Here is a 14,361-nt window from a genome sequence, read left to right as displayed (position 1 = left end):
CAGACGGGGGTGGGTGGCGTTTCTTCTGGTCTCGGGGGTGCTCCGCTCCTCCTCCCCCCCCCCCCCCCCCCCCCCCCCCCCCCCCCCCCCCCCCCCCGGACGGCTAACCTCCCAGCGCCAGCGCCACGGCTCCGAGCAACGCCGCGTCCTGGTCGAAGCGGGCCGACACCAGCTCCGGCGGGAACGGGACCGCGTGCGCGAGCCGGTCCGCCAGCGCCGGCAGCAGGACCTCCGCCGAGCGGACCAGCCCGCCGCCGACCGCGATGCGCTGGGGGTCCAGGGCGATCGCCAGGTTGGCCACGTGCATCGACAGCTCGTCCAGCGCCGCCGTGACCAGCTCCTTGGCCTCGGTGTTCTCCTTGGCCAGCGCGAACAGCTCGCCCGCGGTGACCGGGCGGCCGAGCAGACTGCTCGCCCGGCCGCCCAGCCCACGCCCACCGACGGCTTCCTCAAGCGGCGCCGCTCCGCTTGCGAAGCCCTCGGTGTCCTGCGGTGAGAGCAGGTTGTACCCGATCTCGCCCGCAGCTCCGTTGGCGCCGGTCAGCAACCGGCCGCCGACCAGCACCGCCGCCGCGATGCCGGTGCCCAGCGAGAGGAACACCGCCGGGTCGGCCCCGGTCAGCGCGCCCCAGCGCCATTCCGCGAGTGCCGCCGCCTTCGCGTCGGTCCCGACCGAGATCGGCACGGCCGGGAACTCCGCCGCCACCAGCTCCGCCAGGTGCAGCTGCTCCCAGCCCGGCACGTTCGGCGCGAGCAGGATCCGATCCGGCAGCACGATCCCCGGGCTGACGACGCCGATCGCGGCAGGCACGGCGCCCGCGTCGGCCAGGAGCCCCTTGGCCCCGGCGAGCGCCCGCACGACCACCTGTTCGGCTCCCGCCTGCGCGTCGGTGTCCAGCCGGCAGGTGGCCAGCAGGTTCCCGTCGTGGTCGGCGAGCCCCAGCGCCACCTTCGTGCCGCCGAAGTCGATCCCGAGAATCACTTCGCTACTCACTCCGCAGCCCCTCCTGTCCCCCGGACCACGATCCGGCCGGTGTTCACTCCGTCGACACTGATCACCGGCGCGGCGCCACGCAGATCGGCCGCCTTGTACGTGACGGTCAGCGTCTGGGACTGGCCCGGCCACAGGGTGATGTCGTTGTCGTCCCACATCGCGTTCACGAGCTGGTTGTCCCCCGGCGCCTCGCGGCCGTCCGGCGTGCCCCGACGAGCGTCGGCCCGGAGGAAGAAGGCCGCCCCCGGAGTCTTCGACGTGTTGGTGACGGTCACCGTGGTGACGAGGTCACCGCCGTGCGCCCGAGTCGAGGCGACGGCGCTGACCTGCGACTTCGGCAGGTTCTGCAGGGCCTGCAGGTTGCTGTACTGCGACAGCGTCGCCTGCGGGTTGCCCAGCGTCTTGCCCCAGTCGACGACGTCCTTCTGCGTGGAAAGCCAGTAGACGTTCCGGTCGACGACCTTCCCGCCCTGCTTCACCTGCAGCTCGACGAAGTAGACCTGCGCGGGCGCCGGCGCCTTCGTCTCGGCGGGCACCTTCGGCTTGAGGACACCGGTCTTCACGCCCTGCGAGCCCAGCGAGAGGCCGGACGCCGTCTGGTCGTCGAGGACCTTGCCCGCGGTGTCGAGCACCCGGGCCTGCACCGAAAGCCCGTTCTGCGTGCTCGCGCCGAGGTTGTCCAGGGTCACGGAACCGTTGTCGTAGCCGTAGATCGCGTGCAGCGGCTTGTTCGCCTTCTTGGCGCCGAAGAACGCGCCCGCCTGGTCGCCGTCGTCGTTGTAGAGCGACCACAGCAGCGTCGGCCAGCCCTTGTTGAGCTGCCAGTAAACGACGCCCGTCGCGGGGTTGTTCTTGTCGGTCGAGTGGTGCAGGAAGCTCTCGAACTGCGAGCGGGTGTTCTCGTAGTTCGCGATGTTCGCCAGGTCCACATAGGACTTCAGCGAGCTCCACCTCCCGTACCGCTGCCGGATCGACTGGTCCAGCGTGTAGAGCGTGCCGAACGCGTAACCGCCGTGGCCGGGCTCGAAGTTGGCGTGGTATTGGTTGTACGCCGGGTCCTGCCACAGCTTCGCCTGCTCGGTGGGCGAGAGGAACCGCTTGATCGAGTCGAGCGTCGGCACGGTGTGCCCGGCGCTCTGCTCGCTCGCGAAGCCCCACGAGCCACCCGCGTTGGTGCGGGAGGAGTCCTCGGCGTCGAAGTGCGAGGTGTCGTACCAGTAGGACGGCGGGACCCAGTCGTACGGGCCCTCCTTCTCCCCGGACTGGCCGAGCGTCGGCGTGCTCTTGTACTCCGCCGAGGCGATCACCGGCACCTGGAAGTCGGCTTCCTTGAACGCCTTCAGCGTCTCGGACTCCTGGCGCGGCACCGGCTCGTTGTCGCTCCAGCCGTAGTTGAAGACGCTCGGGTGGTTCCGCTCCATCTGCGCGATCGTGTACGCCGAGTCGTGCATGATCCGGTAGTCGCGCTCGGTCAGCGTCGAGGCGTCCTCGGGCTGCCAGGCGTCACAGCACAGGAAGCCGCCGATCACGAGCAGCCCGGCGCGGTCGGCCTGGTCGTAGAAGTCCTGCGGCATGTCGTGGCCCTCGAGCCGGACGCCGGACAGGCCCATGTTCTTGATCAGCGCGATCTGGTGCGCGGTGTCGGCCTTGTCGTAGCGCAGGAACAGGTCCGGCGCGAAGCCGCCGCCGCGGAAGACGAAGTCCTTGCCGTTGATCGTGAACTGCCGCGCGCCCTCGGGCAGCGGCGCGGACTTGCCGACCAGGCGCGAGGTGACCGTGCGGATGCCGAAGGTGCTCTTCGACGAAGTCGACAGCGTGCCGTTCTGCGAGACCGCGGTGGTCAGCGTGTAGAGCGGCTGGTCACCCATCGAGTAGGGCCACCACACCTTCGGCTTGCTGATCTTGACCGGCGCGAACGTCACGGTCTTCTTCGTGTTCGCCGGGATCGTCACGCGCTGGTGGACGACGATCGCCGCGCCCGAAGGCGGGGTGATGGTCGCGGCGACGTCGCCGGTCTGCGGGTTCGCCGCGTTGTTGGTGACGTCCACCTTCGCCGTCAGCGAGGAGCTGGACAGGTCGGGCGCGTTGTCCTGCGTGACGTGGGCGTTGTCGCCGGTCAGGGCGTCGGACACCTGCAGGGTCGGCGGGAACTGGATGCCGGTGTTGTTGTCCGGCGGGATCTGGCCCCAGTCGACCTGGTCGAGGGTGTACATCTTCAGCGGGTCGTTCGGGTACACCTTGATCGCCAAGGTGTTCTTGCCCGGCTTCACCAGCTTCGTGACGTCGAAGGTGTGCCCGGCGAACGCGCCGCTCACCACGTCCTTCGTCGCGACGAGCTTGCCGTTCACCCAGACGTCGCCCTCGCCGACGATGCCCGGGATGGTCAGCTTGGCGCTCTGGCCTCCCCGGATGTCCGGTGCGAAGTCGGCGCGGTACCACCAGGGGTCGGAGAACGGCTTCGTCACGACGGGGCCGAGCTTGTCGACGTACCCGAAGCACTTGCGCATGTTGTCGGAGACGAATACGTCGGGGCACTTGCCGTTCTGCACCAGGGCGTTGATCTCGGTGCCGGGCGCGCCCGCGTCGTCCGGCTTCACCGGCAGCCAGCCGCGGGTGCTGTAACCGGGCGAGGAGACCTTCTCCCCGCCGTCCTTGACGTTCGCCGTGGTGAGCACCTGCCAGCCCTGCGCGCCGATGGTGCTGAGGCCGTGCGGCCGGGCGGTTTCCTGCTGCGCCGACGCCGCCGGGGCGACGCTCAGCACCCCCGGCACCAGGATCAGCGCGGCCAGCGCCGCGAGCTTCTTGGTCATGCCTGAGCCCCTTCGGTCTCGGCGGAGGCGAAGGCCTCCTTGATCTCCTTGGGTCCGAACGGCCAGGTGTGCTCGGCCCTGGCGTAGATCAGGTACGCGATCGCGCCGACGGCGATCCAGCCGAGCGACAGCCCGATCGAAAGCCAGGTCGCGGAGACGTAGATGTAGACCCAGCCGACCAGCGCGACGATCGTCGGCACCGGGTAGAGCCACTGGCGGTACGGCCGTTTGAGGTTCGGTTGCCGCCGCCGCAGGGTCACGATCGCCGCGACCTGGGCCAGCGACTGGATGATGACCAAGGTGGCGACGGCCGCGTTGATGACGTCGGTCAGCGTGAACAGCGAGCCGATGATCGTGATGGCGCCCATGGTGAGCACGCCGGCGGTCGGCAGGTTCAGCTTCGGGTGCAGCTTGCCGAACATCGACAGGAACACCTTGTCGCGCGCGGCTTCGAACGGCACGCGCGAGCCGCCGAGCAGGCCGGCGAACACCGAGCCGATGGCCGCGACGACGATGAAGACGGTGACGATCTTCGCCGTCGTGGTGCCCCACGCCTGCTCGAGCACGCTGGAGGCGACCGAGGTGGCGGACTTCAGCTCGTCCAGCGGGATCGAGCCGAGCACCCCGACCTGCAGCAGGAAGTAGAGGCTCATGATGCCGACGATCGAGAAGAGGATCGACCGCGGGAGCGTCCGGCCCGGCGAGCGGACCTCGCCGCCGAGGTAGGCGGTGGTGTTGTAGCCGAGGTAGTCGTAGATCGCGATGATCAGGCCGGCGCCGAGGCCGCCCCAGAACGTGCCCTCGCCGGCCGAGCTGAACGCGCCCGGGGTGAAGGCGAACGCCTGCGCGCCGCTGAAGTGCGTGAACGCGGCGACGACCGTGGTGAGCACCGCGACCAGCATGACGACGAACAGCACCGTCGTCAGCTTGCCGATCTGGCCGATCTTGCGGAACAGCGCGGCGACGATGACGAGCGTGATGCCGACGCCGATGATCTTGCCCAGCGCGGTGGTCCCGCCGTCGTCGGTGACGCCGGGGATCAGGTAGCCGAGGTACTGGACGAGGCCGATGATGCCGGTCGACATGATCAGCGGGATGAACAGCACCGCGCTCCAGACGAACAGGAACGGCATCAGCCGCCCGGTGCGGTACTGGAACGCCTCGCGCAGGTACAGGTAGGTGCCGCCGGCGCCCGGCATCGCGGCGCCGAGTTCGGCCCAGATGAGCCCGTCGGCCAGCGCGACGATCGCCCCGATGACCCAGCCGAACATCGCCTGCGGACCACCCATGGTGGCGACCATGGCGGGGATCGTGACGAACGGGCCGATACCGCACATCTGGGTCATGTTGATCGCGGTGGCCTGGAGCGGGCCGATCTTGCGTTCAAGGCTGGGCTGCGCGGGCCCGGGTTCCCCTGAACGAGTGGGTGAACTCACGACGTGCCTCCGTCCGATAGTTAGTAAAGTTTCTTAACATAAAACGAGGGCACTCGAAAGAGTTCCATGGATAAACTTGCGGCAACTCAGGAGGATTCGTGGGACAAAACGGGCCGCAGGTGGGAACCCCGGCGAGCATGCGGGCGCTGAACCAGCGCCTGGTGCTGGACCGGCTGCGCACCCAGGGCGAAGCGACACGACCGCAGATAGCGACCGACACGGGGTTGTCGAAACCCACGGTGGGACAGGCGCTCCTCGATCTCGAGCAGCACGGATTGGTCCGAACCACCGGGCGCAGCCTGTCCGGCCCGGGCCGGGCGGCGGTCGTCTACCAGGCGGCGCCGGACGCGGGGCACGTCGTGGGCGTCGACATCGGCCGCCGGGCGATCCGGATCGCCGTGGCCGATCTGGAGGGCAGCATCGTCACGCGGCTGGACGAGCCCAACCGGTGCCGTTCCGCGAGCGCGCTGGTGCGCACCGTGAGCGAATCCGTCGAACGCGCGGTGGCTTCGGCCGGGCTGAGCCCGCACGAGGTCGTCGCGACGGTCGTCGGCACGCCCGGGGTCCCCGACCCGGCGACCGGGACGGTGCACCGCGCGCCCAACCTGCCGGGCTGGGAGCGGCGCGGGCTGCTGCACGAGCTCGTCTCGGCGCTGGCCGTCGCGGGTTCGGACGTCGTGGTCGAGAACGACGCGAACCTGTGCGCGGTCGGCGAACACGCGCTGGGCGCGGCGCTCGGGGTCGACGTGCTGGTGTGCCTGACGGTCGGCACCGGGATCGGCATGGGCCTGCTGGTGCACGGCAAGCTCTTCCGCGGCGCGCACGGCGCGGCGGGCGAGATCGCCGACCTGCCCTACGGCCCGCTCGCCGGCAGCGCGACCACCCACCGCCCGGGCCCGGTGGAGACGGCGGCGTCGGGCCAGGCGATCGTCGAGACGGCCCACGAGCTGGGGCTCACGAAGGCGCGTTCGGCGAAGGACGTCTTCCGGCTGGCCCGCGCGGGTGACGAGCGGGCGATGCGCGTGGTCGAGGACGAGGCGGAGAAGCTGGCGTACGTGGTCGCGGCGGTGACGGCGGTGCTGGACCCCCGGCTGATCGTGCTGGGCGGCGGTGTCGGCGGCAACGCCGACCTCCTGGCCGACCCGATGCGGCGCGCCCTGGCCGCGACGATCCCGGTGGTCCCGGAGATCGTGGCCGGCCAGCTGGGCGAGGACGCCGTCCTGGCGGGCGCGATCGCGACGGCCCTGGGCACGGCGCGTGAGCTGGTCTTCGACCGGCGCGGACTCAGCCGGGCGGCCGGCGAGGCCTAGCGGTGACGCTCGGCGGCGCCGGTCAGTCCGACGGCCCCCGCAGGGTCAGCACCACCCGCAGCACGTACTCGACGGCCGTCGGGAAGGCCGCGCCGCGCAGTTCGCCGCGGTCGGCCAGGTTGCGGGCCGCGAACTCCAGCTCGCGCTCCGTCCCGCCTCGCCGGACGACGAGCGCGGCCAGGTCCTCGAGGTCGAGGTCCGGGTGATCGAGGCGCGTCAAGGCGAACTCGATCATCAGCTCTTCCGCCGTCATACCTCCAGTCTAGGCGCGCCGAGACAGTGGTGACGTGGCTCTGATCACCGGTCGCTAGCACCCTCCAGCACCGCACGACCATGCCCCGAAGCGGTGACGCGAGGCCACCGACAGCGCATCGGACACGGCGTGGGTTAGGCCGTTCGGCGGCGCATTCCGGGCAATCGTGTACGTACTGCGCCGATCGTTACCAATCCGACTACAGTTACGGCCGAATGGCTGCGTAGCAACGGTTACGCGCCGCACAGGGGGTCGGCCTGCTTTCAGCCGGATTGGTAACGCGAATACCCGGTCACCCGGACGATCCGGTCGGTCATGATGCAAGGCCACCCCGGCACACAGTGGAGCGGAGGCGGCCATGAGCATCCATCGGGCACACGCCAGGATCCGGCGGCCGCGGCACGCGCTGCCCGCGCCCTGGTGGCCGCCGGTCGTGCTGGCCGCTTCGGTCGCCGCGGTGATCCCCGGTGACACCGTCGGTGGCCTGCTCCTCAGCGTGACCGTGCTCGTGCTGTTCACAGCGGTGGGCGTGGCCCGCCGGACGCTGGGGCAGGCGTCCGTGCACGTCAGCCTGATCCTGGCCGAAGAGCTGAGCCGCCGGGGCCCGGCCTCGGGAGCCCATCGAAGCCTCTGACCTCGGCGAAAGCCGCGGTGTGACCAGTTACACTCACGTTACTGTACCGTCTGGACGGTATAGTAAGACGCATGACCACCAGCCTGACCGTCTCCCCGCCCGCGACCCGCCGCTGGGCCGCGCTCGCCGTGCTGGTCGGCGCCGTGCTGCTACTCGCCGTCGACGGCACCGTCCTCTACCTCGCCGTGCCGTCCCTGACCCGCGAGCTCGCGCCGACCGCCACCGAAATCCTCTGGATCGGCGACGTCTACTCGCTCGCCCTGGCGGGCCTGCTGGTCACGGCCGGGAACCTCGCCGACCGCTTCGGCCGCAAGCGGGTGCTGCTCATCGGCACCGCGGCCTTCGGGGTCGCCTCGGCGCTGGCCGCCTTCTCCCCCACCGCCGGGGTGCTCGTCCTCGCGCGGCTGCTGCTCGGGGTCGCGGGCGCGACGATCATGCCGTCGACGCTCTCGATCATCCGCACCCTCTTCACCGACCCGCGCGAGCGCACCCGCGCCATCGCGATCTGGTCGGCCGGGTCCGGCGGTGGCATCGCGCTGGGCCCGCTCGTCGGCGGCGTGCTGCTGGAGCACTACTGGTGGGGCTCGGTGTTCCTGATCAACGTCCCGATCGTCGTGGTGTTCCTGATCGCGGGCGCCGTCCTGCTGCCGGAGTCGCGTGACCCGGACCCGGGCCGCTTCGATCTGCTCTCGGCCGGGCTCTCGCTGGCCGCGATCGTCCCGCTGGTCTACGCGGTCAAGCACGCTGTCAGCTCCGGTCTCGACGCGCAGGTCGCCGTGGCGGCCGTCGTCGGCGTCGTCTCCGGTGTGGTGTTCGTGCGCCGTCAGCGGCGGTCGGCGAGCCCGCTGATCGACGTCACGCTCTTCCGCAACGGGGCGTTCAGCGGCGCCGTCCTCGCCAGCTTCATCGCGGTGTTCGCGTTGATGGGCCTGCTGTTCTTCTTCTCCCAGTACCTGCAGCTCGTGCGCGGCTTCTCGCCGCTGCAGGCCGGGTTCGCGGAGATGCCGGCGACGCTGGCCTCGATCGTCGTCGTGGCCGCCGTCGGGGTGGTCGTCGGCCGCCTCGGCCGGGGCCGGGCCGTCGCGGCCGCCCTCGCGGTCGCCGCGCTCGGGCTCGCGCTGGTCGCCGTGGCCGAACGGGCGCCGCAGTACTGGTGGCTGGGCCTGAGCCTGGTGCCGGTCGGCCTCGGGGTCGGGCTCGCGCTGACGCTCACCGTCGACTCGGTGCTGTCCGCCGTCCCGCGGGACAAGGCCGGCTCGGCGTCGGCGATCTCCGAAACCGCGTACGAACTCGGTGCGGCGCTGGGCATCGCGATCCTCGGCTCGCTGGTGACGGTCGGCTACCGCGCGTTCCTGCCGGCCGACGGGGTCCCCGCCGAGGCGCGCGACTCCCTCGCCGCGGCGGTGACCGTGCTCGACCCGGCGTCCGGACTCGCCCACACGGCAAGGGAAGCGTTCACCGGCGCGATGCAGGTGACCTCCCTTGCGGCGGCGGCCGTCACCGCCGTCGCCGCGGTGATCGCCTGGCGTACGATTCCGTCCGGAAAGGACTGAGCATGCCTCGCAAAGCCGGGCGCGGCCCGGAGGAAACGCGCCGGGCGCTGCTCGACGCGGCCGGGACCGTCATCCGCACGCGCGGGATCTCCGCGTCCCTCGACGACATCGCGAAGGCGGCCGGCGTGTCGAAAGGCGGGCTGCTGTACCACTTCCCCGCCAAGGACGCGCTGGTCCGCGCGCTCGCCCAGGACATCCTGGACGGCTACCGGGCCGAGGTGCACGCGGCCCTGGAGCCGGCCGACACACGCCCGGGCCGGCTGGTCCGCGCATACGTCCGGGCGTCGCTCGACACGTCCCAGGACGAGGTCGCGATCCGCGAGAACATCGCGTTGATCGCGCAGCTGATCTCGATCCCGGAGATCGCCGAGCTCGCCCGCGCGGACGCCGAGCGCTGGGACCGCGAGCTGCACGACGACGGCCTGCCCGGCCACGTCGTGACGCTGGTGGTCGCGGCGGCCGACGGCGCCAGCACCGCGCCGCTGTGGGGCGTCGGCCTCGAGGTGGCGGCGGCGCGGAAGCTGGAACAGCAGCTCATCAGCCTCACCCTGGACGCCTGACCCCGGCGGCGGCCTGTTGTCAACCCGGAGAAAGTGTTGGTAAATCACCACTTCGACGGCCCTACCTAAGTCGGCTCCGGCGGGGCCGGGCAGCGAGTAACTTTTTCGACAGCGCGCGCAAATCCGGCAAATCCCCGTCCCCAACGAGGAGTCTTCCGATGTCGAGGAAGTTCGCCCTGGCCGGCGCAGCCGCGCTCGCCCTGGCCGTCACCCCGGTCGTCGCGGGCACCGCTGCCGCCGCCACCCAGCAGGAAGCCGCCGTCACGACGGTGTACTACAGCACGGCCAGCGCGCCGTCGTTCCGCTCGGTGATCAACGCCGGTGCCGCCAACTGGAACAACAGTGTGACCAACGTCAGACTGGTCGAGCGCAACTCCGGCGCGAGCCTGCGCTACACCGAGGGCAACGACCCCCGTGGGTCCTACGCCTCGACCAACGGGCATGGCAGCGGCACCATCTTCATCGACTACACCCAGGCCCGCCAGTACAACCCGACCCGCATCGCGGCGCACGAGACCGGGCACGCCCTCGGCCTGCCCGACCACTACTCGGGCCCGTGCTCGGAGCTGATGTCCGGTGGCGGCCCCGGCCCGTCCTGCACCAACGCCTTCCCCAACTCGGCGGAGCGCAGCCGGGTGAACTCGCTGTGGGCCAACGGCCTCGCGGCGACTAACACGCCGGAGCAGCGCGTCTACGAGACCGTCTACGGTTTCTGAGTTTCGCCGAGTGTGGCCCGGGCGGGTTCGCCCGGGCCACACTCATGCGCGCTGCGTGGCCGGTTCCGAGACGCCGAGCTCGGCCTCGAAGCCCGCGGGCACGACGACGTCGTCGCGGCTCAGGTCGTGCACACTGCGCTTGCCCAGCGCGAGCAACGTCGAGTCGATCCCGTTGCGCAGGACGTCGAGCACGTTCTCCACCCCCGCCTGCCCACCGGCCGCCAGTCCCCACAGGTAGGCGCGGCCGACCAGCACCGCCCGCGCGCCGAGGGCCAGCGCCTTCACCACGTCGCTGCCGCGGCGGATGCCGCCGTCCAGCAGCACCTCCACCTGGTCGCCGACGGCGGCCGCGATCGACGGCAGGGCGCGGATCGTCGCCGGCGTGCCGTCGAGGTTGTTGCCGCCGTGGTTGGACACCGAGATCGCGCTGACCCCCGCGTCGACCGCCCGGCGGGCCTCGTCGGCCCGGATCACGCCCTTGAGCAGGAACGGGCCGTCCCACTGCGCGCGCAGCCACGCGACGTCGTCCCACGACGGCGGCGGCGTCTGCATCCACTGGCCGTACGCGCCGAAGAACGTCGGCGCCTCCTCGCCCGGCGCGACCATGTTCGGCACGCTCAGGTCGGGCAGCCGCCGCGTCTTCGCGTAGTCCAGCAGCCACCCCGGCCGGGCGAGCCCCTCCGGCGCGAACCGCAGCAGCTCGCGGAAGGTGAGCCGTTCGGGGATGTGCGGGCTGCCCCAGTCGCGGCTGTGCGAGAACGACCAGTCGAGCGTGAGGATGATGCCCACCGCGCCGGCGGCCCGCGCGCGCTCCAGACGGCGCAGGATGTCGTCGCGCGTGCCGGTCCAGTAGATCTGGAAGTAGGTGTTCGGGTTGGCGGCGACGACCTCCTCGATCGGCTTGCTGCCGAAGGAGCTCAGACCGACCGACGTCCCGCGCGCGGCGGCGGCCCTGGCCACCGCGACCTCGCCGTCGGGGTGCACCGCCTGCACGCCGGTCGGCGAGATCAGCACCGGCAGCGCGACGTCCCGGCCGAGCACGTGCGTGCCGAGCTCGCGTTCGCCGGAGAGCCCGGCGGTGCGCGGGGCGAACCGGAGCTCGTCGAACGCGCCGAGGTTGTCGGCCAGGGTGAGGCCCTTCTCGGAGCCGGCGATCAGGGCCGAGTAGACCGACCCGGGAAGCCGTTTTTTCGCGCGCCGCTGGGCCTCCGCGACGGATTCGAACCAGGTGCTCATCGTTTTCCCTTCGGGTCGAAGCGCAGCAGGCGCCGGGCGAGGGCCGGGCGGACCGGCTCGAACGTGTGGTTCTCCAGGCAGCCGGACCAGACGCCGACGCCGTAGGCGACGTCGTCGGCGATCGCCGCGGCGGTGTAGCGGACGGGATCCAGGCCGGGGCGGCGCTGCGCCCAGGCGGTCAGCGGCGGGCCGAGCAGCAGCGACGCGACGGCGGCGCGGCGGCCCCACCCGCGCGGGACGAGCAGGGCCACGAGCAGCGGCGACGCGAACTGCGTGCCGTAGCGGCCGAAGCCGAGCCAGGTCTGCTGGACGGCGGTGGCCAGCGCACGCACCACCCCGTCGGTGGGGACGTCGTGCTCGCGCAGCGTCCGGACCATGCTGCCGACCGAGCCGCCGAACGCCAGCCCGGCGAGTATCGGGCGGCGGGCCAGCAGCGCGGCGACGGTCAGCGTGGGCCACGGGTGCAGGGCCAGCGGCGCGAGCGCGCCCGGATGGCGCCGGGCGAGCGGGGCGGCGGACGTGCCGTAGCGCGCCCGGCGCCGGAGGAGCTCCGGCCAGGTCGCGGGTTCGTGGTGGTCGACGGTGACGTCCGGGGCGTAGCGGACGCGCGAACCCGCGGCGTGCAGCCGCCAGACGAGGTCGACGTCTTCGCCGAACCGCAGCCCCGCGTCGAACGCGCCGAGCTCGCGCACCACGGCCGCCCGGGCCACCAGCGCGGCGGTCGGCACGTAGGAAATCCGCGTGCCGGGCGCGACCCGCGCAGGCCGGTCGCCGAGGTCGAGGCTGGACGCGGCCCGCGTGTAGCGCCCGGCCGCCGTGTCCGGGGTCAGGGCCCGCACGCGGGGCGCGACGGCGGCGACGAGCGGGTCGGCGAAGTGCGCGACGAGCCGGTCGGCCCAGTCCGCGGCGGGCGCGCAGTCACTGTCCACAAAGGCCACGAGCTCGGTGGAGACGTGGTCCAGCGCGGTGTTGCGGGCGGCGCCGGGCCCGCCGTTGACGTCCCGGCGGACGAGCTTCGCCCCGTGCGCGGCGACGACGGCCGCAATACCGGCGGCGTCTTCGGAACCGTCGTCGACCACGAGGACGGGGTGCCGCCCGTCGAGCCCGGCGAGGCAGCGGGCGAGCAGCTCGGCACGGTCGCGGACCGGCACGACGATCGTCACGTCCGGTGGCACGGCCGGTTCGGGCGGCACGGGGTGGGCGAGACCGGCGTCGGTGAGCCGCCGCGCGAGCACGCCCGCGGCGGCGGTCGTGATCGGGCCGTCGACGAGCTCTTGCCACGCCTTCTGCCCGGCCGGAGTCAGCCGCACGACCCGGGCGGGGGAACCGCCGAAGACGAGTTCGTCGGTCAGGCGGCGGGTGTCGCGGTCGAGGATGACGCGGAAGCCGGGCGGCAAGGGGGTCACAGGGCCAAACCTCCGTCCACCGGCACCACCGCGCCGGTCATCGCGCCGCTCTCGGGGCTTGCCAAGAACGTCAGCACCGCGGCCACTTCGTCCGGGTCGAGCAGCCGGTGGATCGGTTGCTGCCCGGCGAACGCCGCCGCATCGGGCAGGTCGTACAGCCGGGCGCTCTCGGCGAGGATCTGGGTGTCGGTCGACCCCGGGCTCACGGCGTTGGCCGTCACGCCGGTCTCCCCCAGCTCGGCGCCCAGCGCGCGGACCAGCCCGGCGACCCCGGCCTTGGCCGCGCAGTACGCGGCGAGCATCGGCAGCCCCCTGGTCGCCGCCGCCGACGCGACCGCCAGGAACCGGCCCGACCGCGGCGCCGGGCGCCGCAGCAGCGCGGGCACGGCGGCGCGGGCCAGGTTGACCACCCCGTTCAGGTTGACCTCCAGCACCGCGCGTTCCCGCTCCGGGGGCACCTCCCACAGCGGCGCGCCGCCGGCGATCACCCCCGCGGCCGCCACGACGACGTCGAGCCCGCCCCAGCGCCCTTCCGCCTCGGCGACCGCGGCGGCCATCGCCGAGCGGTCCCGCACGTCGGCGACGAAGACTTCGGCGCCCGCCTGCGCGGCGACGGCCTCCAGCTCGGCCTTGCTCCCCATCGGGTACGGCAGCGCGGGATCGTCGGCGGCGAGGTCCACCGCGAGCACGGCATATCCCTGACGCGCCAGGCGAAGCACGGTCGCGGCGCCGATCCCACGGGCGGCTCCGGTGACGAGCGCGGTCCGCGTCGTCATCACTTCCCCCATCCGTCCACATGGGACACCAACGCCGTGGTCAGCTCGGCCAGCAGGGCCGCGCCTTCCGCCGTGGTCGCCGGTCTCGGGTCGCCGAGCACACCCGTGCCCGTCACCGCTCGCACGCCGCCCTGCAGCAGCGCCGGCATCAGCTCACCCAAGGGCCGCCGGTCCCCTGCCACCGCGCGGTCCATCCGGACGCTGCCGGGCCGCAGCACCAGCTGCAGCGCCGTTTCCGGCCGCCCGGCGTGCGGCTCGCCCGGCCAGCGGGGCCGGAACACCTCGACGTCGCGCGACTCCGCCCGCAGCCGGGCCACCGCCCGGGTGACCGGGCCGGTGTTGCCGCCGTGGGCGGAGACGAACAGCAGGCGCCGGAACGTCTCCGCCGCCGACCGGCCGAGCTCCACCAGGAGCAGCTCGGTCGCCGCCTGCCCGATCGACAGCGTCCCGGCGAAGCCCGCGTGCTCGCCGCTGGAGCCGTACGCCACGGCCGGCGCCACCAGCACGTCCGGCCGCGCGGCGGCGAGGCCGTCGCACAGCGCGAGCGCGATGTCGGTGTCGGTCGTCAGCGGCAGGTGCGCGCCGTGCTGCTCGGTCGCGCCGACCGGCACGGCCAGGATCGCCCCGGCCGCCGCGCGCTCCGCGACGTCCGGGGAGGACAGCTCGGCGAGCCGCAC

13 protein-coding genes are annotated in these 14,361 nt (G+C 72.4%); 5 read left to right on the top strand and 8 right to left on the bottom strand.

Going from position 1 to position 14,361, the window contains the following annotated elements; genetic code table 11:
- Nucleotides 1–103: 103 nt before the first annotated feature.
- From ACZ63E_RS29595 to ACZ63E_RS29585, 3 genes are read right to left on the bottom strand one after another with little or no spacing between them, the layout of a single operon-like run.
- On the bottom strand, nucleotides 104–994 hold the full coding sequence (locus ACZ63E_RS29595; protein WP_465339391.1) for an ROK family protein: 891 nt from the start codon (nucleotides 992–994) through the stop codon (nucleotides 104–106).
- A complete protein-coding gene (locus ACZ63E_RS29590) occupies nucleotides 991–3,804 on the bottom strand; it encodes a glycosyl hydrolase 2 galactose-binding domain-containing protein (protein WP_465339390.1) in 2,814 nt (937 codons plus the stop codon). The genes ACZ63E_RS29595 and ACZ63E_RS29590 overlap by 4 nt, the downstream gene beginning before the upstream one ends.
- Complete coding sequence (locus ACZ63E_RS29585) at nucleotides 3,801–5,240, bottom strand: APC family permease (protein WP_465339389.1); 1,440 nt, start codon at nucleotides 5,238–5,240, stop codon at nucleotides 3,801–3,803. The genes ACZ63E_RS29590 and ACZ63E_RS29585 overlap by 4 nt, the downstream gene beginning before the upstream one ends.
- Before the next feature lie 137 nt (nucleotides 5,241–5,377).
- On the opposite strand from ACZ63E_RS29585, the gene ACZ63E_RS29580 reads away from it, so the two are divergent.
- Nucleotides 5,378–6,550 carry an ROK family protein gene (locus ACZ63E_RS29580; protein ID WP_465339467.1) on the top strand — a complete coding sequence of 391 codons (1,173 nt, stop codon included), beginning with the start codon at nucleotides 5,378–5,380 and terminating at the stop codon, nucleotides 6,548–6,550.
- Nucleotides 6,551–6,572: 22 nt separating this feature from the next.
- Here ACZ63E_RS29580 and ACZ63E_RS29575 read toward each other — a convergent pair whose 3' ends face one another.
- The gene (locus tag ACZ63E_RS29575; RefSeq protein WP_465339388.1) at nucleotides 6,573–6,803 is read right to left on the bottom strand and encodes a hypothetical protein; all 231 of its coding nucleotides are present in this window, start codon (nucleotides 6,801–6,803) and stop codon (nucleotides 6,573–6,575) included.
- A gap of 358 nt (nucleotides 6,804–7,161) precedes the next feature.
- Between ACZ63E_RS29575 and ACZ63E_RS29570 the strand changes: the two genes are divergently transcribed.
- From ACZ63E_RS29570 to ACZ63E_RS29555, 4 genes are all read left to right on the top strand, one after another.
- Nucleotides 7,162–7,437, top strand: a complete 276-nt coding sequence (locus ACZ63E_RS29570; RefSeq protein ID WP_465339387.1) for a hypothetical protein — start codon at nucleotides 7,162–7,164, stop codon at nucleotides 7,435–7,437.
- Between the two features lie 71 nt (nucleotides 7,438–7,508).
- Nucleotides 7,509–8,990, top strand: a complete 1,482-nt coding sequence (locus ACZ63E_RS29565) for an MFS transporter (RefSeq protein ID WP_465339386.1) — start codon at nucleotides 7,509–7,511, stop codon at nucleotides 8,988–8,990.
- A 2-nt stretch (nucleotides 8,991–8,992) separates the two neighbouring features.
- Complete coding sequence (locus tag ACZ63E_RS29560; RefSeq protein WP_465339385.1) at nucleotides 8,993–9,550, top strand: TetR/AcrR family transcriptional regulator; 558 nt, start codon at nucleotides 8,993–8,995, stop codon at nucleotides 9,548–9,550.
- 158 nt (nucleotides 9,551–9,708) lie between these two features.
- Nucleotides 9,709–10,266, top strand: a complete 558-nt coding sequence (locus ACZ63E_RS29555) for a snapalysin family zinc-dependent metalloprotease (protein ID WP_465339384.1) — start codon at nucleotides 9,709–9,711, stop codon at nucleotides 10,264–10,266.
- A 42-nt stretch (nucleotides 10,267–10,308) separates the two neighbouring features.
- Here ACZ63E_RS29555 and mftD read toward each other — a convergent pair whose 3' ends face one another.
- Genes mftD through mftE form a run of 4 tightly spaced genes read right to left on the bottom strand, consistent with a single transcriptional unit; the run spans nucleotide 10,309 to nucleotide 14,361 of the window.
- Entirely contained in the window at nucleotides 10,309–11,502 is a 1,194-nt protein-coding gene (gene mftD / locus ACZ63E_RS29550) for a pre-mycofactocin synthase MftD (protein WP_465339382.1), read from the bottom strand.
- Complete coding sequence (mftF, locus tag ACZ63E_RS29545; protein WP_465339380.1) at nucleotides 11,499–12,908, bottom strand: mycofactocin biosynthesis glycosyltransferase MftF; 1,410 nt, start codon at nucleotides 12,906–12,908, stop codon at nucleotides 11,499–11,501. The genes mftD and mftF overlap by 4 nt, the downstream gene beginning before the upstream one ends.
- A complete protein-coding gene (locus ACZ63E_RS29540; RefSeq protein WP_465339379.1) occupies nucleotides 12,905–13,684 on the bottom strand; it encodes a mycofactocin-coupled SDR family oxidoreductase in 780 nt (259 codons plus the stop codon). Before ACZ63E_RS29540 ends, mftF begins: the two co-directional genes overlap by 4 nt.
- Nucleotides 13,684–14,361 carry a mycofactocin biosynthesis peptidyl-dipeptidase MftE gene (gene mftE, locus ACZ63E_RS29535; RefSeq protein WP_465339377.1) on the bottom strand — a complete coding sequence of 226 codons (678 nt, stop codon included), beginning with the start codon at nucleotides 14,359–14,361 and terminating at the stop codon, nucleotides 13,684–13,686. Before mftE ends, ACZ63E_RS29540 begins: the two co-directional genes overlap by 1 nt.

This window comes from Amycolatopsis sp. NPDC104819 (genome assembly GCF_055583145.1).
The sequence above is the reverse complement of the archived record's forward strand: the minus strand, read 5'-3'. Positions and strand labels throughout refer to the sequence as shown.